The sequence below is a fragment of the Cupriavidus sp. GW822-FHT02D05 genome (assembly GCF_058802485.1).
The window spans coordinates 19816-42373 of record NZ_JBXAOE010000039.1; the positions used below are offsets into that span (position 1 = coordinate 19816).

The window sequence follows — 22558 nt, forward strand, 5'->3', positions numbered from 1 at the left end:
GAAGGGCGGCCAGTTTAGCACCCGGGCAGGCAGTCATGAGCAGCAAGGGCCTCTTTGTCGGGGCGCTCGTTTTCCATTTTCCGTTCCGGGGCCACGTCCGGCGCCCGGTGCCAGTCACCGGCATGAAACAGCCCGCCGATCGGCGGGCTGGGCGGCCTGGTCAGGCCTTGCGGGGTCCAAGCGCCTTAGCTGGCTTTCTCTTTCTTCTGGTGATGGACGATCCGGTCCCACCAGTAATGGAACGGATGGGCGTGTTCCGGATAGAGCACCGACTTGTGGAAAAAGCCTGCGCGAATGACGAAGGCGTAGAGCAGGACGACTGCCCCGAGGAAGAGCATATAGGCGATCATGGCGGTTCCCTTTTATGGTGGCCATGATTCATTGTAGGCTTCGTGCGCCTGGCGTGCTGGGCGCTGGCGGCTAGGTGTTCCTGGCCTCCAGCGCGGCTAGCTGGCTAGCTACTTCAGCGACCTGGTCGTGCAGATCCATGACGGAAACATCGTGAACGGCTGAGCTGATGCCGGAAGCGCCTCTCAGGCGCGGGTCGCAGCGCCAGCTTGCCATTCGCCGCACCGGGACGGAACCCGCCATGCCACTCATTCAGAGCGATATCCCCGCCCGCCTGGACCGCCTGCCGTGGTCGCGCTGGCACTGGAGGGTGGTAGTCGCGCTGGGGGTGGCGTGGGTGCTCGACGGGCTCGAGGTGACGCTGGTGGGATCGCTGGGCGGCGTGCTCGAGCGCCCGGATGGCCTGGGCCTCAATGCGGCGCAGGTAGGGTGGCTAGGGTCGCTGTACATAGCTGGCGCGGTATTGGGCGCGCTGGTGTTCGGCCGCCTTGCGGACCGCCTTGGCCGCAAGGCCTTGTTCCTGGTGACGCTGGCGGTGTACATGGCGGCGACATTGGCCACCGCTTTTTCCACGGGTTTCGTCTTCTTCGCGGTGTGCCGCTTCCTGACGGGCCTTGGCATCGGGGGCGAGTACGCGGCGATCAACTCGGCCATCGACGAACTGATCCCGGCGCGCGTGCGCGGGCGCGTCAGCCTGGCCATCAACGGCAGCTTCTGGTTCGGCGCCGCGCTTGGCGCGGGCCTGAGCCTGGTGCTGCTGGATCCGCGCGTGCTGGGCCCGGCCGTGGGCTGGCGTGCGGCGTTCCTGCTCGGCGCAGTGCTGGCGCTAGCCATCTTGCTGGTGCGCCGGGACGTGCCGGAGAGCCCGCGCTGGCTGCTGACGCACGGGCGTGGCGAGCAAGCCGGGCGCATCGTCGCCGCCATCGAGGCGCAGGTGGTGGCCCAGTACGGCGCGTTGCCGCCGGCCACGGGCACGATCCTGCTTTCCAGGCGCGCGGCGCCTACGCTTGGCGAGGTCGCGCATGTGCTGTTCAAGCGCTACCGGCTGCGCAGCGCGGTCGCCCTGGCGCTAATGGTCTCGCAAGCGTTCTTCTATAACGCGATCTTCTTTACCTATGCGCTGGTGCTCACGCGCTTTCACGGCGTGCCCGATAACCGCGTGGGGCTGTATATCTTCCCCTTTGCGCTGGGCAATGTGCTGGGGCCACTGCTGCTGGGGCCGCTGTTCGACCATATCGGGCGGCGCCGCATGATCGGGCTTACCTATGTGCTCTGCGGCGTGGGACTGGCCATGACCGGGTGGGCCTTCGAGCAGGGCTGGCTTGACGCGCGCAGCCAGGCGCTGTGCTGGTCGGCGGTGTTTTTCCTGGCCTCCGCGGCGGCCAGTTCCGCTTACCTGACGGTGAGCGAGGTCTTTCCCATCGAGACGCGCGCCCTCGCCATTTCGGTGTTCTACGCCGTGGGGACGGGCACCGGAGGCTTTATCGGGCCGTTGCTGTTCGGCGCGCTGATCGAGAGCGGCAGCCGCGCCGCGGTGGCTGTTGGCTATGGCATTGGCGCGGCGCTGGTGATCGTCGCGGGCTTGTTTGCCCTGCGTTATGCGGTCAATGCGGAAAAGCGCCCGCTGGAAGAGATTGCGCCGCCGCTGTCGTCGCGCGATTAGCCCACCTTGCATGGCGCGCCGGCAACACGGGCGCGGTCTAGTCTGCTCAGACCGGATCCTTCCTGCGGAATGCGGCCTGCGCGGTGGCGATCAGACGGCCTTGGCTGTCGGTGACCTCGGCGTTGGAGAAAAATACCCGGCGGCCACCGCCCACGCGCCGGCCAACCACCAGCAGCGGCTCCACTTGCGCGGACGAGACATAGTTGACGTTCAGCGAGATGGTGGTGGCGGCGCGGCGCACGCCATTCTCGGGAAACAGGCCGGCGTAGCCGCCCGCCGCGTCCAGCAGCGTGGCCAGGATGCCGCCTTGCACAACGCCCGTGTTGTTGAGGTGCGCAGCCTGCGGCATCAGCGACATGCGCACCAGGTCCGGCTGCCACTCGACGATGGTGAGATTCAGCGATTCGAGAAAGGGATTCTCCAGCGCGTATGGCTGGCTTGCGGGGGTGTTGTCAGGCATGGCGAGCGAAGGACTGTGCCGGTGTGTTGGAATGGCCGTCATGATAGCCGCTAGCGGCCCGCGGCAATCTGGACGGCTTCGCTGTCACGCTCTCCGACGGGACGGGCGAGATGTGTCTGCCGTGCGCCTGATCCTGTTCGCAGGCCCCAGTGATGGCTAGGCGGGCATTGCGCCCATCATTAGCAGCCCGCATCCGCCCAGCATCCCCGCCCAGCGGGCGGCGCGTACCGCGATGGCCGGCGCGTAGCTGAGCAGCAGCACCAGCACGAGCGCGCCGAGCGTCAGCGTGCCGATCCATGAGATGCTGCCCATCGGCCAGCCTAGCTGCCGCACGCAAGCCGCCAGGGCAAGGGCCAGCGCGGCCCAGCCTAGTCCCTGCAGGCGCAAGCGCTCGGCGGGCGAAGGCGCGGCGCCGCGGCCGTGGCGATCGGCATAGTGGCGGTCCAGCGTCTGGCTGAGCGCGGTGAAACCGCTATAGGTGAAGGCCAGCGCGGTGAAGAAACCCAGGCTTGCGCTCATGCGGCTCCCTTCGCATCGCTCGATGGCATACCGATGTCTTTGGCTGGCACCGGGCGCCGCACGGGTACGCGCGCCTTGGCGCGCCGCCCCAGGATATGCGCTGCCGCGCCCAGCGCAATGCCCAGCGCCAGCACCGTCAGGTCGAACCCGGCCACGGCAGCAGGCCCCTGGCCTTGCAACAGCGTCACGCCCAGGTGGGTCTGCGTGGTGAAGGCGTTGAGCACGGGAATGGCAGCGAGCATCAGCGCGCCGGCCCACAGCTGCACGCGCCACATGGTGCGCGTCGGCCGCACCTGCGCCAGCACGGCTGCCGCCCCCCAGGCGATGAAGAAGGCATGGATCTCCGCGTCGGGGCGGTGCGGCATGCCCGCGGGCAGCAAGCGGTTGGCCCAGAAGTACGTAGCAAACGCGATCGGCAGGCCGGCAATAGCGCCGAGGTTGAGCGCGTCCACCAGCCGCAAGCCAAAGCTCGGGCGGGCGCCGGCCGCCAGTGCCTTGGCCTGGCCCTGGCGCGTCTTTACGCCCCACAGCAGCGCGCCGGTGGCCACCATGGCGCAACCTGCCAGCCCGCTCACGAAGAACAGCGCGCGCAGCAAGGGCCCGGCGAAATGCGCCTCGTGCAGGCCCACCATCACGCCGCGCGTCTGGTTGGCCGCGCCGGGCGCGTCGCCCGTGGCCAATACCAGCGCGCCGGTGACGCCGTTAAAGCGCATCGACGGCGCATTGGCGGACAACGAGCCTTCGGTGCCGCGCGACACCGTGATGGTGGCGTTGGCATCGCCCGCCAGCATGATGGCGACGCGGCTGGGCTGCGCGCCATGCCAATGGCGCATGGCTTGTTCCACCAGCGGGGCGACCGGCGTCAGAGGCGCCGCCTGCCCGCTTGGCTTGCCCTGCGGCGCGCGGCCGAAGGCTTCGTTGTTGAAAGCCTGCTGGTTGCCCTGGTACGCAGTCTGGATGCCCCACGGCATGTACATGAACATCAGTGTGACCAGCCCGGTGTAGGTGATCATCAGGTGGAAGGGCAGCGCCAGCACGGCGGTGGCATTGTGCGCATCGAGCCAGGAGCGCTGGCCCTTGCGCGGCCGGAAGGTGAAGAAGTCCTGGAAGATGCGCCGGTGCGTGATGATGCCGCTGAGAATGGCCACCAGCATGAACATCGCGCAGAAGCCGACGATCCAGCGCGCCCAGATCGCCTGCATGAAGTACAGGTCGAAGTGCAGGCGGTAGAGGAACTCGCCGCCGCGCGTGTCGCGCACGGTCTGCAGGAAGGCGCCGGTGGCGGGATCCAGCGTGCGGCTCTCGAAGCGGCCGCGGCCGCCCCCGATGCCTGAAGCCGGCGCGCCGGGTGGGCGCATCCACAGCACGTTTACCGCGGGGTTGCGCGCATCCGGCAGGTCGATAAACCAGCGGGGAGAGTCCGAGGCGTTGCGCTGCAGGTACGCTACCGCACGGCTGGCGGCCTCGGCGCTGGAGACTTGCGTGGCGGCCGAGCGGTGCAGCTCGGGCTTCATCCACAGCGTGATCTCGTCCTTGAAGTAGCTGGCGGTGCCGGCGCAGAACACCAGCAGCAGCACCCAGCACACCAGCAGCCCGGACCAGCTATGCAGCCAGGCCATCGATTGACGCAGCCCGGCCCTCATGGCGCGCTCCGCAAGGCAGCCAGCAAGAGGCCGAGCACCGCGGCAGGCACCGCCACGCCGGCCCAGGCGCGCCACGCGCTGCCGGCGGCGAACACCCACAGCACCGCGCACGCGTAAAGCGAGAATGACAGCAGCGTGGCGGTCATCACCGCCTCGTCCGGCGGCATGGGCACCACCACGGCCAGCAGCCCGGTGACCACGGCCGCGAGCACATAGCCGCCCCCGATGGCGGCCACCACGCGCGAGGCAACGCCAAGGCGATAGCGGCCGGTCTGGCTCAACCCCATGACAAGCGCTCCCTTACTTGCTGGGCGCGGCTGCCGGCACTGCGGGTACCGCGGCGAGGCCATCGCCCTGCGTCAGCGACAGGGTGGTGACGTAGCTGGCGATGTCGTACGGCTTGCCATTGCGCTCGCCGGCGGTGTTGTCGATGTGGTGCACCTCCAGCACGTAGGTGCCTTGCCACGGCTGCGCCAGGCGCACGATGCCTTGCTCGTCGGTGCGCAGCTCGCGGCCCCAGCCGGACTGCACGGCCACGCCCACCTTGGCCTTGGGCAGTGGGCGGCCGGCATAGACCACCTGGTACTCGCCGGCGCGGCCGGTCGGCACGATGTCCAGCGTGAGCTTGGGCGTTACAGCGGTGGTGGAGCCAGCGCCCAGCAAGCGAGCCGCCGGCGTCCAGGCGGTGCGGATCACCTTGTCGCCGTCCTTGCGCTCCAGCAGCGCATAGCCCGTGTCCTGCGCGACGATGGTCTCGCCCGCGCCTGCGCGCCCCGAGAGCACGAAGCCGTTGGTGGTCTTGTCGGCCTTGAGGGGTTGCTCGCCCCTGGCCGTTACCAGCACGGCGGTGGGCTGCACGAACCGGTCCAGCAGTCCCGGCGAAACTTCGCGCAGGTTCTCGTTGAATTCGCCAAAATACAGTTGGGCGGCCGCCGGCGTTTGCTCAAGCCAGACCTGGTGAGCCTGAGCGGTGCCGCTCAGTGCGGCGCCGCAAAGCAGGGCCGAGGTGATGAGGCGATTCATGGGCTATGCATCCTTTCAAGATGGGAGGCTGGCGGTGCCGTGTTGCGCACAGGCCGTTGGCTGGGACGGCTAGGAAATCGTGACCGTGAAGTCGCATATGATAATCGTTCTCATTTAATTTGTGTGGGTTTTGCATGATGGCGCAGCGTTGGGGGCAGGGCATGGACGCAGGCTGGCCGATGCCCCCCGGAGGCGGATTTGCGGTCATTGAAGGGGTGCAGGAGAGGGGCCTTTGGCCCGGCTTTTGCGTCCGGATTCGAGGCTCGGCGGGGGCTGGTCCCGCGCTCGGCTATCATGTGCGATCCTCAGGATCTTCAGTGTGCGGCCAGCGCCGCATCCGCGACCGTTTCCCCGCCCCTTCTACCTGCATTTATTGTGTCTTTTGCCATGCCTTCTTCTGATCCCGCCGACGTCAAGAAAGTCGCCGCCATTGTCTGGATCCGCGTCCAGATGGAGCGGCTCGGCATCTCCATGGATGAATTGGAGGCGGCAGGTTGTTTTGACTGGGAGGCGGCGCCCGCCAGGGCGCCGATCGAGGAACCCATCGTGAAGGAAAATGAAATGGATGTAGATGTCGCCCAGGCGCTGTTGCCCGCAGGGCCGATCACGGCACCGCCCGCGCTGTTGCCTGCCGGGCCAATCACCGCACCGCCGGTAGTCGCACCTGCGCCATTGCGCAAGGCCGTAGCGCGCAAACGCGTTCCTGCCCCTGTCAGGCAATCAGCGCCACCTGCTGTGCCGGTCGCAACTCTGGAAGCCGCGCCTGTCGTAGATGCGGTGGCAGTTGCCGACGCCGTGCCCGCGGAAAAGCCGGCGGCAGCGTTGGTTGCCGAGCCGGTGGCAGCCCTGGCCGCCGCTCCTGCGCCTGCACGGGTGACCATGTCCGTGCCCGCGCAGAAAGCGGGAGCCGTGAAACCAGCGGCACCTCCAGCGGTGCCGGCACAGGTAGCCGAGGCCGCCGCCGCGCCGGCAGCGGCCGCACCTGCGCCAGCACTGGCGCAGGCGAGCGCGCCCGCACGCCGCTACCGCAATGCGGAGGGACAGGTCTGGGATGGCGTGGGCCCCATGCCCGCATGGCTGCTGCGCGCAGTCAACGCGGGCCAGTCGGTGGAGCATTTCCGGGTGAATTGAAGACAGCGGCCGATGGCCGCTGTCCTGGTCGCTGCCGTTCAGGCCAGCGGGTTAATGATGGTGCGGCAGCGGATAAACGTCGTCTCCGCATCCAGCGCGGCGGCCAGCGTCGGCGAGGGCACCTTGTCGAGGTCGGTCACCACATAGCCCATCTGGCCATGCGTCTGCAGGTGCTGGGCCACGATGTTGACCCCGTCGCGCGCCAGCAGCGTATTGAGCGCGGCGAGCGCGCCCGGCGCGTTGCCGTGCACGTTGAGCAGCCGCGCCGGCGACGTTAGCGGGCCGGGGCTCACCTCGGGGAAATTCACCGCGCCAATCGTGTCGCCCGTCCTGAGGAAGGCAATCAGCTTGGTGGCGACTTCCGTGCCGATATTTTCCTGCGCCTCCTCCGTGCTGCCGCCGATATGCGGCGTCAGGATCGCGTTGGGCACGCCCTGCAGCGGGCTGGTGAAGCGGTCAGCGTTGGTCTTGGGCTCTTCGGGGAAGACGTCGATCGCCAGGCCGGCGATATGGTTGTCATCGCACGCCGCGCGCAGCGCTTCGATATCCACCACGGTGCCGCGCGACGCATTGATCAGGATCGCGCCACGCCGGAACTGCCGGAGCACGTCGGCATCGATCATCTTCTTGGTCTGCGCGGTGGCCGGCACGTGCAACGTCACGATGTCGGCCTGCGACACCGCATCCGCCAGCGAGCGCGCCGCGCGCGCCGAGCCCAGCGACAGCTTGGCCTGCACATCGTAGTACACCACGCGCATGCCCATGGCTTCTGCCAGCACGCCAACCTGCGAGCCGATATTGCCGTAGCCGATGATGGCGATGGTCTTGCCGCGCGCCTCGAACGACCCGCTTGCGCCCTTGGCCCATTTGCCGGCATGCGCCAGCGCGTTTTTCTCCGGAACGCGGCGCAGCAGCAGGATCGCCTCCGCGATAACCAGCTCGGCCACGGAACGCGTATTGGAGAACGGCGCGTTGAACACCGGCATGCCGGCGCGGGCTGCGGCGTCGAGGTCTACCTGCGAGGTGCCGATGCAAAAGCAGCCAATGGCCACGAGGTGCTTGGCGGCTTCGATTTCAGCGGCGCCAAGGTGCGTGGCGGAGCGAATGCCGAGAATCTGGTGGGCCGCGGGAGCGCGATGCAGTTCGTCGCCAGCGAGCGCGCCGGTGCGGCGCTCGACGGTGACATGCGCTTCCTTGAAGCGCTCGACGGCGGTGTCATGGATGTTTTCAAGCAGCAGTGCTGAGGTCATGGCGATTGGGTGATGGCGGCGAAGGCGCGAGGTGGGTGCGGCAGCGCGAGGGCATGCGCAAGGTGAGACGTACGCTGCCATGGTAACGCAGGCAGCGCTGCCCGGCCGAACACCCACATTGCCGCCAATGGCAAATCCGCCGCGCCCGGGACGAGGCTCGCTAGGGAAAGCCCCCGGATTGACCGGCGAATCAACGGCTCCTACAATTAATCGGAATGTTATTCCGTCTAATAGAACAAGTAGGCGCACCAACTTCGGAAGAGCGACCCGCCGCCCCGAGAGCTGGCGTGAGCCACGCATAGCGAACACCGGACACCGGACACCAGTCAGACATCAATGGAGACAGCCATGTACCACCGCCTTTGCGCCAGCCTTGCCCTGGCAACCCTTAGCGTGGCCACTACCTATGCCCACGGCGGCACCTGGCCCGACAAGCCGGTGCGCATCGTTGTGCCATACACCGCCGGTGGCACCACCGATTTCGTGGCCCGTCAGGTGGCGCAGAAGCTGACCGAAAGCACTGGCAAGTCGTTCTTCGTGGAGAACAAGCCCGGCGCCAGCGGCACCATCGGCACGCTGCAGGTGGCACGTTCCGCGCCCGATGGCTACACGCTGCTGGCCAACGACACCACGTACACCATGCTGCCGTCGCTGTTCAAGGCGCTGCCCTGGGACTACAACAACGACCTGGTGCCGGTGACCACGATTGCGCAGACGCCGGTGATCCTGATCGTGCCCGCGAGCTCGAAGTTCAAGACGCTGCAGGAACTGATCGACTTCGCCAGGCAAAACCCGGGCAAGCTGAACTTCGGCTCGGGCGGCGCCGGCAGCTCCACCCACTTGTCCGCCGAGGTCTTCAAGAAGGACGCCAGGATATCGATCACGCATATCCCGTACAAGGGCGCGGGCGATGCGCTGATGGGGCTGATCGGCAACAACGTGGATATCCTGATCACCGCCACGCCAACCGCGGTGCCGCAGATCAAGGGCGGCAAGGCCCGCGCGCTGGCGGTCACGGGCGCCGCGCGCGTGCCCGCGCTGCCGGACGTGCCGACCTTTGCCGAAGCTGGCCTCAAGGACTACAAGGTCATCAACTGGTTTGGCCTGGCGGCGCCCAAAGGCACGCCCCCTGCGCTGGTCGCCAAGCTGCAGGCGGAGGTGCACAAGAGCGTGAACAGCCCGGAGGTGAAGGAGCGCCTGGCCAGCATGGGCGCCCAGCCGGGCGGCATTGCGCCTACGGAATTCGCCAGGCGCATCAAGGACGACACCGCGCTGTGGAGCCAGGTGGCAAAATCCGCCGATGTGAAGGCCGAGTAAATGGGCAAGCGCCGCCATTGCGCGGCGCCAGGACAACAAGGAACGATCATGTACTTCAGAACGATGCCCCGGGAGATATCCCTCCAGGTCTTCACGGCAATGCCCGCGCATTTGCGCAAGACTGGCGTGCGCTCCGAGTGGGCTGATGCCAACAAGGGCGGGGCCTGCATCGACAGCTTCCTGGAGGGGCCGGTATTCGACCCCGCGGGCAACCTGTACGTGACGGACATTCCGTTCGGGCGCATCCTGCGCATCTCGCCGGCCGGGGAATGGTCGCTGGTCGCCGAGTACAAGGGCGAGCCCAATGGCATGAAGTTCCTGAACGCGCGCGAACTGGTGGTGGCGGACTATCGCAACGGCCTGTTGCGCGTCAACGTGGACACGGGCGAGGTGACCACCTTGCTGGGACGGCGCAACGCGGAGCAGTTCAAGGGCGTGAACGACCTCGTGATCTCCCGTAATGGCGACTTGTATTTCACCGACCAGGGCCAGACCGGCCTGCACGATCCCACGGGCCGCGTCTACCGCCTGCGTGCCGGCGGGCAGCTGGACCTGCTGCTGGGCAATGTGCCCAGCCCCAACGGCCTGGCGCTGTCCTGCGACGAGAAGGTGCTGTTCGTTGCGGCCACGCGCGGCAATTGCGTGTGGCGCGTGCCGTTGCAGGCCGACGGCAGCGTGTCGAAGGTAGGGCAGTTCTTTAGCTTCTACGGCACCAGCGGCCCCGACGGCATGGCCATCGACAGCCGTGACCGGCTGTTTGTGGCGCATGCCAGCCTGGGCTGCGTGTGGGTGCTGAGCAAGCGCGGCGAGCCCGAGGCGATCCTCGCCAGCCCGGCGGGCGCAACCACCACCAACCTGGCGTTTCAGCCCGCCGTTGAGCCGGGGCAGCCGCGCAAGGTGTTTGTGACCGAATCGGAAACGGGGACGATCCTGTTCGCGGATCTGGACGAGGCCGGGCTGGGCGCTTGATCCCGTTGCGGCCCGCGCTTGTCACTTCGGTGGCAGCAGGTCTTGCAGGTCCCGCAGGGTTGCCGCGGTAGCGGGGGCCGCAGGTGCGGAGACAGGAGGCGCGGAGACGGGTGGCGCCGGGCGGGCCTGGCTGATCGTATTCGTGCTGCCACCGGCGGCATGCGGCACGGCAGCCGGGTCGAGCCGGCCATTCTGGCCCAGCGCGATCTGCGCGCAGCCGGTGAGGAAGCCATCTTTCTTCAGGCTGTTGGTGATGTCGATCGCCAGGACTGCAGCGCGCTCCTCGATCGGGATGAGGGTGCCGCCGCGGCTGAACGTGTATTTGCCTTTCCACACCGCGCGGTTCTGCCTGACATCCGTCAGCGTCGTGCCATAGTTGATTGACAGGCGGCCGCCGGACGCGTTGACCACGCCCCCGCCGTTGGCGATGGTCAGCACCGTATCGGCGGCGAACGTACGCATCCTGCCGGTCAGCGCGGTCGAGTCCAGCTCCAGCCCCGAGATCTCGTCGTACGCCGATTCCACGCCGCACTGCCGGGTGACCTCGCGGAACTTGGCCGCGAACGCCGCGGAGAAGTCGCTGTTCCAACCCATGCCGGTAGTGCCCAGCACATACATGCGGGTGGGCTTGCCGGTGTAGTCGCTGGCGCGGCTGGTCACGCCGACGGTGGTCGGCGCGCAGCCGCCCAGCAGCATAGACGCCACGGCCAGCGCGGCGGGGGCGCTATTTCGATATCGGTTTCCCATGTCTTGTGCCCTGAGAGAAATGGCGAGGCGAGCGGCTGCGGCCGGCGCCCGCTTGCTACTTCGTGTATGAAAAGTAATAGGGACTGGTGGCGGATCGCATGACATAGCGTCCGTCGGCCTCGGTCAGCCGATAGCACGTTTGCATCGCGCTGAAACTCGGGTTGGCCATCTCCAGGCAGACTTGGTTGGCTTCCGGCTCGATGCGGTAGCGCCCGGACGAATAGCCGCGGCTGACGGAATTGGTCACATCCAGGCTGCCGCTTTCCCTGACCTGCATCCAGAGCGTAATGCCGGAAGGCGCGATGGCATTGATCCTGCCAAGATGCGTGAAATGGCTGGCCAGCTCGACCCCGGTCAGTTGCCTGCCCTGCGGGCCGGCCGCAGGCCGGGCCGGGGCGTAGGCCGTGGCGCCCTGGCCAGGCTGCCCAGGCTGGCCAGGCGGGAGCGCCATGGCAGGCGGGGCGGTGGATGCCGTCTCGCTACGGAATTTCTGCAGCGCCAGCGCGGACCGTGCCGGCACCTCGCTGATCCATTGCGCGGGAATGGCAAAATTGATGTTCTGCGCGTCGGTCCGCATCAGGTAGGTAATGCCGACGAGTTGCCCGTCCGTGTTGAACAGGCCGCCACCGCTGGAGCCTGGGGAGATCGGGGCGGTGGTCTGCAGGCGGACGATGCGGTCGCGCTCGTCCTTGTTCAGCGAGGAGAGCAGGCCATCGCTCAGCGTCAGCTCGTAGCCGCGCGGCGCGCCGATGGCGTAGACCTTCTGCCCCACCTTGAGCGCGGCCAGCGGCGCGATCTTTACCGCCGGGGCGGTGAGGCCCTTGGCGCGCAGGATGCAGAGGTCGCGCTCGACATCGGCGTGCACCAGGTTGGCGCCATACGTGACCTTCTCGCGCCGGATGCTGATGGACTTGCCGCTCTTGAGCACGTGGCAGTTGGTGACCAGCTCCTCCGGCCCGATCACCACCGAGCTGCCCAGGCCGAACCGCGTGCCTTGCGCGTCAAAGACGGATACCACCCAGATGCTGGGCGATTCCCGCTCATAGAGTTCGGCCGAATCCAGCGCCAGGCAATCCGTCGAGATGCCAAAAGCCAAACACGAAATAGCGAAGCTTCCCGCAATGTTCTGCGCCCGACCCATGATGTTCATTCTGGTGACTGGTTTCGCCGGATTCAGCCGCCATCCTGACGGTGCTGGCTGTCTGGTCTTTCCCGGCCAAAGCGGCCGGGCTGCTTATGATAAACGTTCCGGATGCCAAGCGGGCGGCCCGCTATTGCGGCCGCCGCGCTAAAGATTCCCGGTTGATGGCCGACAACATGGATGCTGGGAGGTGCGCCTTCCCGCTGGCTTCAATGCCAATCGTAGCTTCAACCGTAGCTTCGAACGTAGCTTCAATCTCAACCTCAACCTCAACCTGGAAAACCGTTCAATGGATATTTCCCTCGTCAGTGCGGCTAGCAACTCGGGCGGCGATCCCGTGCCCACCATGATGCTGCGCAAGTCGCTGGACCTGCAGGCGCAGAGCGTGGCAACCCTGCTGGGCTCGATGCCGCAAGTCAGCGTCCCGGCCAGCAATCCCCCTCACCTTGGCCAGAGCATCGACATCAAGGTCTGATTCCGGCAATCCGATAACGGAGCTACCCGCGCCCGGGTTGACATCAAACGGGTGCGGGGGGCTAAACGGCGGAGCCGGGTGGCTGCGGCGCCAGTGCGAACGTCAGCCGCACGGTCGTCCCTTGCGCCGAAGAGCGCAGGTCCAGCGCCGCCCCGATGGCCTCGGCACGCCGGCGCATATTGCCCAATCCCCGTCCGTGCGCGGCAGCCTCGGGCGTAAAGCCGCGGCCGTTGTCGTGGATCTCGATGACCAGGGCTTGCTGGGCGGCATCATGGTGCGCCGAGACCCGGATAGCGCTGCCGCCGGCATGCTGCATGGCATTGGAAAACACCTCCAGCAACAGGTAGTGCAGCTCACGCACCCGCTGCGGCGTCAGGTCGTGCAGCGCCGGCAGGCGCGCCACCTGCCAGTCCACCCGCAATCCCGCCGCCTCCAGCCGCGGGCCAAGCCGGTAGCGCAGGTTGCCGAGTACGGTGGCCAGGTCGCCGCCGGTGTCCTGCAACGCATCGACGGATAGTTTCAGGGCATCCAGCGCATGCTGCAGCTGTTGCTGCAACGTGTGCGTGGAAGGGCTGCCGGAGCGCAGCATGGAGAGCATGCCCACCAGCTGGCTGCCGAGCCCGTCATGGATATCGCGCATGATCCTGCCGCGCTCCTGCAGGGTGGCCTGCTCGCGCTCCATCTCGCGGGAGTGGCGGTACATCGCATGCAGTTCCTGCTCCTTGCGGGAGATCGCGCTGTCCAGCTTCTGGTTCAGGGCAGCCAGCATGCGTGTGGCGCGCGTGTAGCGGTCGACCAGCAGCCATCCCATGGTCAGGCTGAAAATCAGCGACACGTAGCGGGTGACGGAGGAGTCCCAGTAGGCATCCCCGATCCACCAGACATGGATCAAATCCAGCACCGAGATGAGCAGGGTGAGGCCAAGGGCGGCGGCAATCGCCGTGCGCTCACGCTCCGGACGCGTCACGGCGGCGCGGACCAGCACGGCCACGATCGACAGCGCCATCGCAACATTGACGACCACATTGGCCAGCACCATGGCGCGGGTGCTGTGTGCCGTCACCATCAGCGCGATCAGCGGAAGCTTGATGCTCAGGTAGAGCAGCAGCCCGCGGCGCAGCCAGCGCGCCTCCAGGCCGGTCACAACGATGGCGAACCTGGCGGTCGCGTACATGAAGACCGCCCGCCCGGCCAGCACCAGCGCGAGCCATGCATCGGGCGCGCCGGCGTCGTCGGAAACGAAGTACTCGGCCAGTCCGAAAGACCAGCCAAGCTCCGCGATGGCATATAACCCGAACAGGGGGTCCCGCTGCCGCCACCACACCAGCGCCGCCAGGCACGCCAGCAGCACGCTGGCCGCTGCGATGACTATCGGGCCGATGACCTTGAACCAGAGCGCCCGCTGGTAGTGCGCCTCCACCAGTGCCGGCGCACCAAACTCCACGCGTGACAGGCCGCCGCGCGAGCTGGCGCTGGCAGCGATCGTGACAAGCAGCTCGTTCTCCGGGCGCAGCAGGTCAGCCGGCACCGGGATCAGCAATGGCTGCTGGCCGGCATAGGACGCCGGGGCCGACAGGCTGCCAGCGTGGGCAAGGCGGCTGCCGTTGAGCCGCACCTCATAGCTATTGGCGGCCCGCTCGATGTACAGCGCGGCCATGCCCTGGCGGCCTGGCAAATCCGGGAAGCGCAGGAGAAATCGCGCGCCGCCCGTCTGGCCGGGACGGGACCGGTCCCAGTAGTAAGGCAGGCTGACGGTGGCCGGCGTGCCGTCGCCGGTGATCATGGCGGCCTCGCCAAGGATTTGCAGCTGCCCGGCGGCAAGCGGTGATGAACCGGGCAAGGTGAGCAGCAGCCAGAGCACAAGCGCTAGCAGTGGCTTTGCGGTGAGCAGGGATTGGGGCAACAGGATGCGCGCCATCCGCAAGGGGGCGGTAGGCGGCGTGGCGGTGGCGCTGGCCGCCGCGTGAGGTATCACCATGAGCTGGTCTGGGGCTTGGCGCAAGGGTGCGGGATGATGGTTCCGCCGCGCCCATCGTAGCTTTGCGCCGGAGTTCGGTCAATCGCGCCGGCTGAGCGGCCCATCGCCGCGCCTTCAGGCGGGATGGGCCGGGCCTCACCCCACCTCGGCCGGCGCGGTCGCGGCGGCCCGGGACCTGGTGCCGCCCGCGGGCGAAGACACCCGTTTCAGGCGTGGGGCGTGTGCCGCCTCGGCATGGTTGCCCATAACCTCCAGGCGCAGCAGGATGATGGGCACGGACACCAGGGCGCGTTCCAGCGTGACCAGCAACTGCCCGGCCCGCATTTGCGGCATCCGGATCTCGAAGCTCAGCATGCACTTGATTGGCGGCAGGCCGAGCGGCATCTGCCGCTCGTTGGACGGGTACTGGCCGCAGTCGCTGGCGGCGCAGCGCATGGCCACGCGTACGGCGGGCGCATCGTCAAGCCGCGCGATCACGCTCAGGCGATACAGGCGCCACCGCTGGACGGGCGGCGCAAGGTTGACGGCTTTCATGGCAGGTCTCCTTTGTCTTTCGACACGAGGCAATCGAAGCTGGTGCGCCCGGCCGTGGCCGGGGCGCGCCGGGCCGTTAAAGCGCGGGCCGCAAGCCGGTGGAAAGTTGCAGCTCCACCGTGGCGCCCGCCAGGTCCGCCTGGGCCTGGAGGTAGTCGAGGTAGGTCTCGTCCGCGGTGCGTTGCGCATCGAGCAGTTCCAGCAGGGAGGCAGAGCCCTGGCGGTACGACTGGCGCATGCCGTCCAGCACCCGGTCGGCGTCGGCGATCACCGAGTCGCGGTAACGTTGCAGGTTGTCCTGCGCAGCCTGGAACGCGATGAGCGCGTTGCGCACGTCGACCTCGGTTTTCAGCTCGGCCTCGCGCAGGGCCAGCATGGCCTGCGTGACCTCCGACTCCGCCTGGATCAGCTCGCCGCGCTGCAGCCGCGACAAGGGCAGGGGAATCGATACCGACACGCCCAGCATGCGCGAGCGCGCCGTGGCGTCGCCGTTGGGCTGGCCCTCATCGTCCGTGGTGCCGCGCACGCCGGGGGTCATGGTCATCGCGAAGCTCACGCTGGGATCCACCCAGCGGTTGGCGCGCGCCAGTCCCGACTTGTCGCGGGCATTCTCCAGCGTGGCGCGGGCGATCCGGACCTCGTCGCGCGCTTCCATCGCCTGGGCGATCAGCGCGCCGCTGTCGGTGCCAGGATCATAGGGCTGGAACTCGCAAGCCAGCGGCGCGTTGCCGAAGGCCTCGGCCACGCGCACGCCAAGCTGGATGGACAGCTTTTGCATGGCGGCCTGCGCGGCGGCGCGCGCCGATTTCACCTCGGCGGTGAAGCGGTCACGCTCGACCCGCGACTGCGACAGCTCCAGGCCACCGATGTCGCCCGCCTTGCGGCGGATCTCGTTGGCGCGTACCACATTGGACAGAGCGGACAGCGTTGATTCCTGCCGGACCAGGGCCTCGCGGCTGCGGCAGGCTTCGACAAAGGCTGTGGCGGATTCCTGGTACAGCGTGTGCTTGAAGCCCTGCAGGTTCGCCTCGGTCAGGCGCAGGTTGCTCTCGGCGGCGCGGATGCGCGCGCTGCGCTTGCCGCCCAGCTCGATGGGGATCTCGATTTCGAACTCATGGGTGCGCGGCGGCTTGGGCGACACCGCACGGCTGGTCTCGATGCTGCCACGACCGTACTTGAGCACCGGGTCCGGGCGCACGCCGGCGATCGAGATCTCGGCTTGGGCGCCGCGGATGGTTTCCTGCTGCGCGGACAGGCCGATGTTCTGCCGCTCCACCGTGTCGAGATAGGAGGAGAAGCGGACCGGTGCGCGGGCCGTGGCGGTGGCGGTGGCGGGCGCGTCCTGCGCCCAGGATGCGGATGCCGCCAGCATCGACGTTGCCAGGAAGAGGTGGCGCAGGGCGGGTGCCGCTAGCAAGTTCTTGTCTTTGATTTGCATGGGATTCTCCTCAGGCCTGGCCGGCGGCGCTGGTTGCCGCCGCATCGCCTTCGGCATCGGTTTCCGACCCCCTGGCCGCTTGCGCCGCACGCTCCGCGCGGGCTTCAACCAGGTAGTAAAGGGCGGGCAGCAACAGCAGGGTCAGCAAGGTGGCGGTAAAGAGCCCGCCAACCACCACGGTGGCCAACGGCCGCTGCACATCACTGCCGAGACCTCGCGCCAGCATCGCCGGTGTGAGCCCGATGGCGGCCACGGTGGCGGTCATCAGCACCGGACGCATGCGGCTTGCCGCGCCTTCGATCACGGCTTCGCGCAGGCTCAAGCCGTTCTGCGCGCGCAGCCGGTTGATCTGCGAGATCATCAGCACGCCGTTGAGCACGGCTACGCCAAACAGGGCGATAAAGCCCACCGCGCTGGATACGTTCAACGTCATGCCGCGCAGATGCAGCGCAGCCAGGCCGCCGATGGTGGCCAGGGGCACCGCCAGCAGCACAAGCGCCGGCTGGCGCAGGTTGCGGAATTCGGCAAAGAGCAGCACGAACATCAGCGCCAGCGTCATCGGCAGGATGATGGCGAGCCGTGCCTGCGCACGTTCCAGGTTCTCGAACTGGCCGCCCCATTCGATCTGGATGCGCTTGTGGTCGTAGGACACGGCGCGCTCGATGGCGGGCTGGGCCTCCTTGAGGAAGCCGGACAGGTCGCGGTCACGCACGTTCAGGCGCACGATGATGTGGCGGCGTGCCATCTCGCGCACGATCACGCTTTCGCCGGACACGGTGCTGATGCGTGCGACCTGCGCCAGCGGCACCTTGGCGCCATTGGCCGCGGTCAGCATCAGGTCGCCCACGCCAGATGCGCTGGCACGCATGGCCGGCGGGAAGCGCACCGTCATGTCGTAGCTCTTCTCACCCACATAGAGCTGGCCAACCGGCGATCCACCGATGCCGGTGGAGATCAGCTCGGCCACGTCGGCTGCGTTGATGCCGTAGCGTGCGGCGGCGGCGCGGTCCAGGTCGATCTTCAGGTTGGGCAGCGGAGGCTCCACGTCGATTGCCACATCCGCGGCGCCAGGCACGCCGCGCAGCGCGGTGGCCACTTCGCCGGCAATGCGGCGCACGTCGCCCAGGTTCTCGCCGAACACCTTGACCACCAGGTCGCTATGGGCGCCGGAAAGCTTGTCCTGCACCCCGTCGATCATCGGCTGCATGAAGCCCACCGAGTAGCCTGGCATCTGCGCGTAGCGCGCCGCCAGCTTGTCGATCAGCTGCTGCTTGGTCATGCCCGAGGCCCACGTCTTGTACGGATGCAGGCCAACGCTGGCCTCGATATGCGAGGGCGTCCAGTAGTCGGTGCCGTCATCGTTGCGGCCGGTCTGCGTCACCACGTAGGAGACTTCCGGGAACTCGCGGGTTACCCGGCGCAGCTCGCTGGCCATGCCGGAGGCGCGCTCCAGGGTGATGCCGGGCGGCATCTGCACCTGCAGCCACAGCGAGCCTTCATCCAGGTACGGCAGGAAGTCGCGCCCGATGGTGGCGCCAAGCGCCAGCACGCAGGCGAGCGCCAGCGCGCAGCTGGCGGCCACCCAGCGGATGCGGCCGATGCCGCGCTCCAGCGCCGCGCGGTAACGCACGCCCAGCCAGTCCAGCACAGGGTTGTGGAACACGTGGCGCGGCTTGCGCATGGCAATCCAGGCCAGCCCCGGCACCAGCGCCAGCGCAACGATCAAGGCACCGATCAACGCCGCGCCAACCGCGAACGCCATCGGCGAGAACAGCTTGTACTCGATGCGCTCGAATGAGAACAAGGGCAGGTAGGCCGCAACGATCACCAGCATGCCGAAGAACATCGGTCGTGCCACCTGCAAGGTGGCCTCGATGGCGTCGCGCGGGGTGAGCGCGCGGTCCTTGTCCTGCTCGCGCCGGCGCAGGATGTTCTCCACCAGCACCACCGCGCCATCCACCAGGATGCCGAAGTCGATCGCGCCCAGGCTCAGCAGGTTGGCCGGGATGCGCAGGTGATACATGAAGACAAAGGCGATCAGCAGCGAGAGCGGAATCGTCAGCGCCACGATCAGCGCCGCGCGCGGGCTGCCCAGGAACAGCAGCAGCACGATGCCCACCAGCAGCATGCCTTCGGTCAGCGTGAAGCCCACCGTGCGCATGGTGGCGTCAATCAGCGAGGTGCGGTCGAGGTAGGCGACCACCTTCACGTCCTTGGGCAGCAAGTTGTCGTTCAGGTCCCGCACCGCCTCGTGCACGCCCGCAAGCGCTTCCGATGCGTTGAAATCCTTGAGCAGCAGCGTGATGCCGGAGATCGTGTCGGGGTTGTCGTCCTTGCCCAGGATGCCGCGCCGCTCCACGTTGCCGTAGCGCAGCGTGCCGAGGTCCTTGACCAGCACGGGGGTGCCGTCCTTGCTCGTGACCACCACGTTGCCCATGTCGTCGAGCGAGCGCAGCAGGCCCACGCCACGCACCACGTACGATTGTTCGCCGCGGTCGATGACGCTGCCGCCCGCATTGACGTTGTTGGCGTTGAGCGCCTCGGTGACCTGCGTCAGCGTCAGGTTGTACTGCGTCAGCCGCGCCGGGTCGAGTTCCAGCATGAACTGCGTGGTGAGCCCGCCGAAATTGGTCACGTCGACCACGCCGCGCACCTTCTTCAGGCGCGGGATCACGGTCCATGTCTGCAGTTCGGATAGCTCGCGCAGGTCGCGCGTCGTGGACTCCAGCGTGTAGCGGTAGAACTCCCCGGTAGGCGAGGTGTACGGGTCCAGCCCCGGCTTGGCATCGTAGGGCAGGTCGACCTCGTTCAGCCGTTCCTGCAGGCGCTGGCGCGCCCAGTAGCCGTCGGTGCCATCCTCGAATACCACGGTGATCAGCGACAGCGCGAACAGGCTGCGGGTGCGCAGCACATGCATGCCGGGGGTGGCCAGCAGCGCGCGCTCCAGCGGAATGGTGATCTGCTGCTCGATTTCCTCCGCGCCGAGCCCTGGCACCTGGGTTACGATTTGCGACGTAACGTCGGCAATGTCCGGATAGGCCTCCACGGGCAGCTGCTTCCAGCTGTAGGCGCCGTACAGCGCCACCAGCGCAAAGACCAGCCAGACGATGGCGCGCCGGTTGAAGCATAGGGTGACGAGGCGGTCAATCATGTAGCAGCACTCCGTTTTTCACGACGATGCGTTCGCCGGCCTTGAGCCCGGCCAGGATCTCGACTTGCCCGTCGGCATGCGCGCCCGTGGTGACCACGCGCGGCTCGAAACGCAGTGGGGCTTTCTCCACCAGCACGCGCGTGTAGAGCCCGCTTTGCAGCAGCGCGGTGGGCGGCACCAGCAGTGCCGCATGCTTTTCGCCCGCGAAGGTCACCTTGGCAAAGAGGCCGGGGCGATAGCGTCCGTCCGCGTTGTCGATGGCCACGCGGACCTTGACGGTGCGGGTGTCGGGGTCGAGGATCTCGCCGATGTAGCGGACCTTGCCGGTCACGGGCTTGCCGGGGTAGGCGTTGAGCAGGATCTCGGCGGGCTGGCCGACGAAGATCGAGGCGATGTCTTTCTCCGACACGCTGGCCGCGAGGTAGACCGTGGACAGGTCGGCCACCGTCATGACCGGTGCGCCGTTGTCGTTCCAGAAGCCGCCCTGCGCGCCTTCGAGCTCGATCACCCGGCCGGACAGCGGCGCGTGCATGGTGTACTGGCGGTGCGATTGCGGCGCGGTGCCGGCGCCAAGCTGCGCGAGCTGGGCGGCCGTGGTCACGGCGTCGCTGTTGGCTTGCGCGTAGGCCAGCTGGGCTTGTTCATAGTCCTTGCGTGCCGCGATTTCCGCGTCGAACAGGGTGCGTTGGCGCTCCAGGTTCAGCTTGGCTTCAAGGAGCGCCGCGCGCGCCTTGCTGGCCTCACCCTGAGCCGCGCTCAGCTCGGCGGAATCCAGCGTGAAGAGCGGGTCTCCCTTGCGCACTGTGTCGCCCAGGGCAGCGTGCAGGCGAACGATGCGCCCGGGCATTGGCGGCACGATCTTGACCAGCTTGGCGGCATCGGGCTCGATCGAGCCCGGTACCTCGATGGGACGCTCCAGCGCTTGCTCGACGAGGGTCTGCACCTGCAACTGCGTGCGCAATGGCGAGGCCTCGGGCACCGTGATGAAGTTGCCCTCGCGGACCGGTTCGGTACTGTGCTTGGGCGTGTTGGCGATGGCGCCAGACAGGCTGGCGCCATCGCAGCCGGCCAGTGCGAGACATGCCGCGCAGACGGCGGCGAGCGCAAGGCCTGGCTGCCGGCGCAGCGGCAAGCTTTGGCGGGTGGTGGGCGTTTGCATGGATTTTTCTCCTCGGTCGGTGCACTTGCCGTGGCGGCAGCCAGGACAGGGGCACCGCTTGTTGCCGGTGCGTCGTCGGTGGAATCGCAGGTTCAGGATCCACCGACGACAGGATTCGACAGGCGTGACGCATCCCCGGCGCTGCGGGGTGGCAAATCCACGCAGGTAACCGGTGATGGGCGAAAGCGCCCGCTTTGCTAACGGGGGAAGGCGGCGCGGAAGGCGGGGCGGGTCCGGCGCGCACGCGGCCGGGACGGCGCGAAACGCAATGGGAGCCTGGCGGGTCCAGGTAGCCGGTGCCGCGGCACCGGCAGGATGCCGGGCGCGGAATCAGGCCAGCTGGAACACGCCGTGCCTTCGGCGCTGCCTACTAGAAGGGTCTGGGTCCATGTTTTTCCTCAGGCAATCAGGGTGGATCTTGGCGGGCGGGCCTTGCGCTCAGGCCGCGGCTAACGCGCGCTCGGGCTGCGGCACGGTTTCCCAGCGCACGGCGCGAACCAGCGGCTCCAGGCCAAGGCGCTGCACCAGCTTGACCATGCCGGGCCTGCCGCCCGGCTGGCAATGCACCAGCACACGCATCTCGACCAGCTCGCGGCGCTCGCACTGCCGGGTGCGCAGGCGCTGCAGCGAGAGGTCGCGCGCGGCCAGCTCCTGGCGGATCTGCCGCTCCAGCCGGGCGCCATAGTCATCCTTGCAGAGCAGCACCACCTGGAACAGCTGGGCGGCTGTGCCGCGGCTCGCCTGGGCGGCGCGGCGGTTGGGGGCCTGGGGGAGCATCCAGTTGAACAAACGCATATCCAGCTCCTTTCCTTCTCCTTGGGGTTATTCGAGCGCGCCGGCCGGAATGGCCCAGCGCACGAGGGAAACGCTCTTTTCCATGCTGATGCGGCTGACGATCTGCTCCAGCTTGCCTTCATGGCCGGGCGCGGCCAGCACATCGGCGCGGACTTCGATGTGTCCGCCAGCGGCGGTGTCCTCGCTGTGCAGCGACTGCAGCAGCAGGGCGGGCATTTCGGTCAGTGCATGCAGCAGCAAGCCGCGCACACGGATTTCTTCCTGGGCGGTGCAGACCGTGGTGATGCGATAAACCATCTCCACTTCCGGCGCGGTGGCCGTGCCGTTGCGATTGATGCGCTGGCCCAGCATGCGCAGGCCAAAGTTGGCGCACAGGATGCAGGCGGTGCCGATGGCGGCTTCCAGCGCATGGCCAAGGCCGGCAAGCACGCCGACGGCGGCGGAGCACCACAGCGTGGCAGCGGTATTCAGGCCGCGCACGTTCAGGCCGTCGCGCATGATGACGCCGGCGCCGAGAAAGCCAATGCCCGAGACGACCTGCGCGGCAATGCGCGCATGCCCCTGCGGGTCAAACGTAAAGGCGGAAACCGAAACAAACAAGGCCGCGCCGGCGGCGACCAGCGCGTTTGTGCGCAGCCCTGCCATGCGCTGGCGCAGCTGCCGTTCGGTACCGATGCAAGCGCCCAGCGCCAGCGCTTCGAGCAAGCGCAGGGCAAATTCGTGCCACACCATGAGAACTCCCGTATTGAGCAGGAAGCACCGGTGAGTCTTGTGCAAATCGCGGGCAAGCACAGGCAGCGGCGTGCTGCAACGCAGG

At 67.5% G+C, this 22558-nt stretch carries 21 protein-coding genes; 5 read left to right on the plus strand and 16 right to left on the minus strand.

Translation table 11 applies throughout. The features are described from left to right. Positions 1 to 185: 185 nt before the first annotated feature. A complete protein-coding gene (locus AC1RQK_RS35370) occupies positions 186 to 350 on the minus strand; it encodes a hypothetical protein (RefSeq protein WP_253931542.1) in 165 nt (54 codons plus the stop codon). Between the two features lie 239 nt (positions 351 to 589). Here AC1RQK_RS35370 and AC1RQK_RS35375 point away from each other — a divergent pair, with 239 nt between their 5' ends. Then, positions 590 to 2011 (plus strand): MFS transporter, encoded by a 1422-nt coding sequence (locus AC1RQK_RS35375; protein ID WP_492375683.1) that lies wholly within the window; start codon positions 590 to 592, stop codon positions 2009 to 2011. A gap of 46 nt (positions 2012 to 2057) precedes the next feature. Here AC1RQK_RS35375 and AC1RQK_RS35380 read toward each other — a convergent pair whose 3' ends face one another. The 5 genes from AC1RQK_RS35380 to AC1RQK_RS35400 form a co-directional block, all read right to left on the minus strand. Then, complete coding sequence (locus AC1RQK_RS35380) at positions 2058 to 2471, minus strand: PaaI family thioesterase (RefSeq protein ID WP_174424783.1); 414 nt, start codon at positions 2469 to 2471, stop codon at positions 2058 to 2060. A gap of 156 nt (positions 2472 to 2627) precedes the next feature. After that, positions 2628 to 2990, minus strand: a complete 363-nt coding sequence (locus tag AC1RQK_RS35385; RefSeq protein ID WP_492814040.1) for a DUF3325 domain-containing protein — start codon at positions 2988 to 2990, stop codon at positions 2628 to 2630. Further along, positions 2987 to 4633, minus strand: a complete 1647-nt coding sequence (locus tag AC1RQK_RS35390) for a PepSY-associated TM helix domain-containing protein (protein WP_492814042.1) — start codon at positions 4631 to 4633, stop codon at positions 2987 to 2989. The genes AC1RQK_RS35385 and AC1RQK_RS35390 overlap by 4 nt, the downstream gene beginning before the upstream one ends. Next, positions 4630 to 4920, minus strand: a complete 291-nt coding sequence (locus AC1RQK_RS35395) for a DUF3649 domain-containing protein (RefSeq protein WP_492814044.1) — start codon at positions 4918 to 4920, stop codon at positions 4630 to 4632. Before AC1RQK_RS35395 ends, AC1RQK_RS35390 begins: the two co-directional genes overlap by 4 nt. A 13-nt stretch (positions 4921 to 4933) precedes the next feature. After that, complete coding sequence (locus AC1RQK_RS35400) at positions 4934 to 5656, minus strand: cobalt ABC transporter substrate-binding protein (RefSeq protein WP_492814046.1); 723 nt, start codon at positions 5654 to 5656, stop codon at positions 4934 to 4936. A 387-nt stretch (positions 5657 to 6043) separates the two neighbouring features. Here AC1RQK_RS35400 and AC1RQK_RS35405 point away from each other — a divergent pair, with 387 nt between their 5' ends. After that, on the plus strand, positions 6044 to 6787 hold the full coding sequence (locus AC1RQK_RS35405; protein ID WP_492814048.1) for an H-NS family nucleoid-associated regulatory protein: 744 nt from the start codon (positions 6044 to 6046) through the stop codon (positions 6785 to 6787). Positions 6788 to 6825: 38 nt separating this feature from the next. On the opposite strand, the gene serA is transcribed toward AC1RQK_RS35405, so the two are convergent. Further along, positions 6826 to 8037, minus strand: a complete 1212-nt coding sequence (gene serA, locus AC1RQK_RS35410; protein WP_174424696.1) for a phosphoglycerate dehydrogenase — start codon at positions 8035 to 8037, stop codon at positions 6826 to 6828. Positions 8038 to 8385: 348 nt separating this feature from the next. Between serA and AC1RQK_RS35415 the strand changes: the two genes are divergently transcribed. Beyond that, a complete protein-coding gene (locus tag AC1RQK_RS35415) occupies positions 8386 to 9354 on the plus strand; it encodes a Bug family tripartite tricarboxylate transporter substrate binding protein (protein WP_492375690.1) in 969 nt (322 codons plus the stop codon). Positions 9355 to 9402: 48 nt separating this feature from the next. Next, entirely contained in the window at positions 9403 to 10323 is a 921-nt protein-coding gene (locus AC1RQK_RS35420) for an SMP-30/gluconolactonase/LRE family protein (protein WP_492814050.1), read from the plus strand. Positions 10324 to 10344: 21 nt separating this feature from the next. On the opposite strand, the gene AC1RQK_RS35425 is transcribed toward AC1RQK_RS35420, so the two are convergent. Both AC1RQK_RS35425 and AC1RQK_RS35430 read right to left on the minus strand, forming a co-directional pair. Continuing rightward, positions 10345 to 11070: a hypothetical protein gene (locus AC1RQK_RS35425; protein ID WP_492814052.1), complete on the minus strand. Its 726-nt coding sequence runs from the start codon at positions 11068 to 11070 to the stop codon at positions 10345 to 10347. Between the two features lie 55 nt (positions 11071 to 11125). Next, a complete protein-coding gene (locus tag AC1RQK_RS35430) occupies positions 11126 to 12166 on the minus strand; it encodes a S1C family serine protease (RefSeq protein ID WP_492814054.1) in 1041 nt (346 codons plus the stop codon). 334 nt (positions 12167 to 12500) lie between these two features. Between AC1RQK_RS35430 and AC1RQK_RS35435 the strand changes: the two genes are divergently transcribed. Then, positions 12501 to 12686: a YjfB family protein gene (locus AC1RQK_RS35435; protein ID WP_492387276.1), complete on the plus strand. Its 186-nt coding sequence runs from the start codon at positions 12501 to 12503 to the stop codon at positions 12684 to 12686. 61 nt (positions 12687 to 12747) lie between these two features. On the opposite strand, the gene AC1RQK_RS35440 is transcribed toward AC1RQK_RS35435, so the two are convergent. The 7 genes from AC1RQK_RS35440 to AC1RQK_RS35470 all read right to left on the minus strand — a co-directional run bounded on the left by AC1RQK_RS35440 (position 12748) and on the right by AC1RQK_RS35470 (position 22470). Beyond that, positions 12748 to 14664 (minus strand): sensor histidine kinase, encoded by a 1917-nt coding sequence (locus tag AC1RQK_RS35440; RefSeq protein WP_492814056.1) that lies wholly within the window; start codon positions 14662 to 14664, stop codon positions 12748 to 12750. 135 nt (positions 14665 to 14799) lie between these two features. Further along, positions 14800 to 15198 carry a hypothetical protein gene (locus AC1RQK_RS35445; protein ID WP_492814058.1) on the minus strand — a complete coding sequence of 133 codons (399 nt, stop codon included), beginning with the start codon at positions 15196 to 15198 and terminating at the stop codon, positions 14800 to 14802. Between the two features lie 76 nt (positions 15199 to 15274). After that, the gene (locus tag AC1RQK_RS35450; RefSeq protein WP_492814060.1) at positions 15275 to 16636 is read right to left on the minus strand and encodes a TolC family protein; all 1362 of its coding nucleotides are present in this window, start codon (positions 16634 to 16636) and stop codon (positions 15275 to 15277) included. Positions 16637 to 16646: 10 nt separating this feature from the next. Continuing rightward, on the minus strand, positions 16647 to 19787 hold the full coding sequence (locus tag AC1RQK_RS35455) for an efflux RND transporter permease subunit (protein WP_492376659.1): 3141 nt from the start codon (positions 19785 to 19787) through the stop codon (positions 16647 to 16649). Next, positions 19780 to 20946 (minus strand): efflux RND transporter periplasmic adaptor subunit, encoded by a 1167-nt coding sequence (locus AC1RQK_RS35460; protein ID WP_492376660.1) that lies wholly within the window; start codon positions 20944 to 20946, stop codon positions 19780 to 19782. The genes AC1RQK_RS35455 and AC1RQK_RS35460 overlap by 8 nt, the downstream gene beginning before the upstream one ends. Before the next feature lie 438 nt (positions 20947 to 21384). Continuing rightward, positions 21385 to 21741 (minus strand): hypothetical protein, encoded by a 357-nt coding sequence (locus AC1RQK_RS35465; RefSeq protein WP_492376661.1) that lies wholly within the window; start codon positions 21739 to 21741, stop codon positions 21385 to 21387. Positions 21742 to 21768: 27 nt separating this feature from the next. Continuing rightward, the gene (locus AC1RQK_RS35470; RefSeq protein ID WP_463322600.1) at positions 21769 to 22470 is read right to left on the minus strand and encodes an MgtC/SapB family protein; all 702 of its coding nucleotides are present in this window, start codon (positions 22468 to 22470) and stop codon (positions 21769 to 21771) included. Positions 22471 to 22558: the final 88 nt, after the last annotated feature.

Excerpts from the sequence above, each read along its gene's own strand:
- AC1RQK_RS35370 (WP_253931542.1), bottom strand. The coding sequence starts at position 350 with ATGATCGCCTATATGCTCTTCCTCGGGGCAGTCGTCCTGCTCTACGCC.
- AC1RQK_RS35375 (WP_492375683.1), top strand. The coding sequence starts at position 590 with ATGCCACTCATTCAGAGCGATATCCCCGCCCGCCTGGACCGCCTGCCG.
- AC1RQK_RS35380 (WP_174424783.1), bottom strand. The coding sequence starts at position 2,471 with ATGCCTGACAACACCCCCGCAAGCCAGCCATACGCGCTGGAGAATCCC.
- AC1RQK_RS35385 (WP_492814040.1), bottom strand. The coding sequence starts at position 2,990 with ATGAGCGCAAGCCTGGGTTTCTTCACCGCGCTGGCCTTCACCTATAGC.
- AC1RQK_RS35390 (WP_492814042.1), bottom strand. The coding sequence starts at position 4,633 with ATGAGGGCCGGGCTGCGTCAATCGATGGCCTGGCTGCATAGCTGGTCC.
- AC1RQK_RS35395 (WP_492814044.1), bottom strand. The coding sequence starts at position 4,920 with ATGGGGTTGAGCCAGACCGGCCGCTATCGCCTTGGCGTTGCCTCGCGC.
- AC1RQK_RS35400 (WP_492814046.1), bottom strand. The coding sequence starts at position 5,656 with ATGAATCGCCTCATCACCTCGGCCCTGCTTTGCGGCGCCGCACTGAGC.
- AC1RQK_RS35405 (WP_492814048.1), top strand. The coding sequence starts at position 6,044 with ATGCCTTCTTCTGATCCCGCCGACGTCAAGAAAGTCGCCGCCATTGTC.
- serA (WP_174424696.1), bottom strand. The coding sequence starts at position 8,037 with ATGACCTCAGCACTGCTGCTTGAAAACATCCATGACACCGCCGTCGAG.
- AC1RQK_RS35415 (WP_492375690.1), top strand. The coding sequence starts at position 8,386 with ATGTACCACCGCCTTTGCGCCAGCCTTGCCCTGGCAACCCTTAGCGTG.
- AC1RQK_RS35420 (WP_492814050.1), top strand. The coding sequence starts at position 9,403 with ATGTACTTCAGAACGATGCCCCGGGAGATATCCCTCCAGGTCTTCACG.
- AC1RQK_RS35425 (WP_492814052.1), bottom strand. The coding sequence starts at position 11,070 with ATGGGAAACCGATATCGAAATAGCGCCCCCGCCGCGCTGGCCGTGGCG.
- AC1RQK_RS35435 (WP_492387276.1), top strand. The coding sequence starts at position 12,501 with ATGGATATTTCCCTCGTCAGTGCGGCTAGCAACTCGGGCGGCGATCCC.
- AC1RQK_RS35440 (WP_492814056.1), bottom strand. The coding sequence starts at position 14,664 with ATGGTGATACCTCACGCGGCGGCCAGCGCCACCGCCACGCCGCCTACC.
- AC1RQK_RS35445 (WP_492814058.1), bottom strand. The coding sequence starts at position 15,198 with ATGAAAGCCGTCAACCTTGCGCCGCCCGTCCAGCGGTGGCGCCTGTAT.
- AC1RQK_RS35450 (WP_492814060.1), bottom strand. The coding sequence starts at position 16,636 with ATGCAAATCAAAGACAAGAACTTGCTAGCGGCACCCGCCCTGCGCCAC.
- AC1RQK_RS35455 (WP_492376659.1), bottom strand. The coding sequence starts at position 19,787 with ATGATTGACCGCCTCGTCACCCTATGCTTCAACCGGCGCGCCATCGTC.
- AC1RQK_RS35460 (WP_492376660.1), bottom strand. The coding sequence starts at position 20,946 with ATGCAAACGCCCACCACCCGCCAAAGCTTGCCGCTGCGCCGGCAGCCA.
- AC1RQK_RS35465 (WP_492376661.1), bottom strand. The coding sequence starts at position 21,741 with ATGCGTTTGTTCAACTGGATGCTCCCCCAGGCCCCCAACCGCCGCGCC.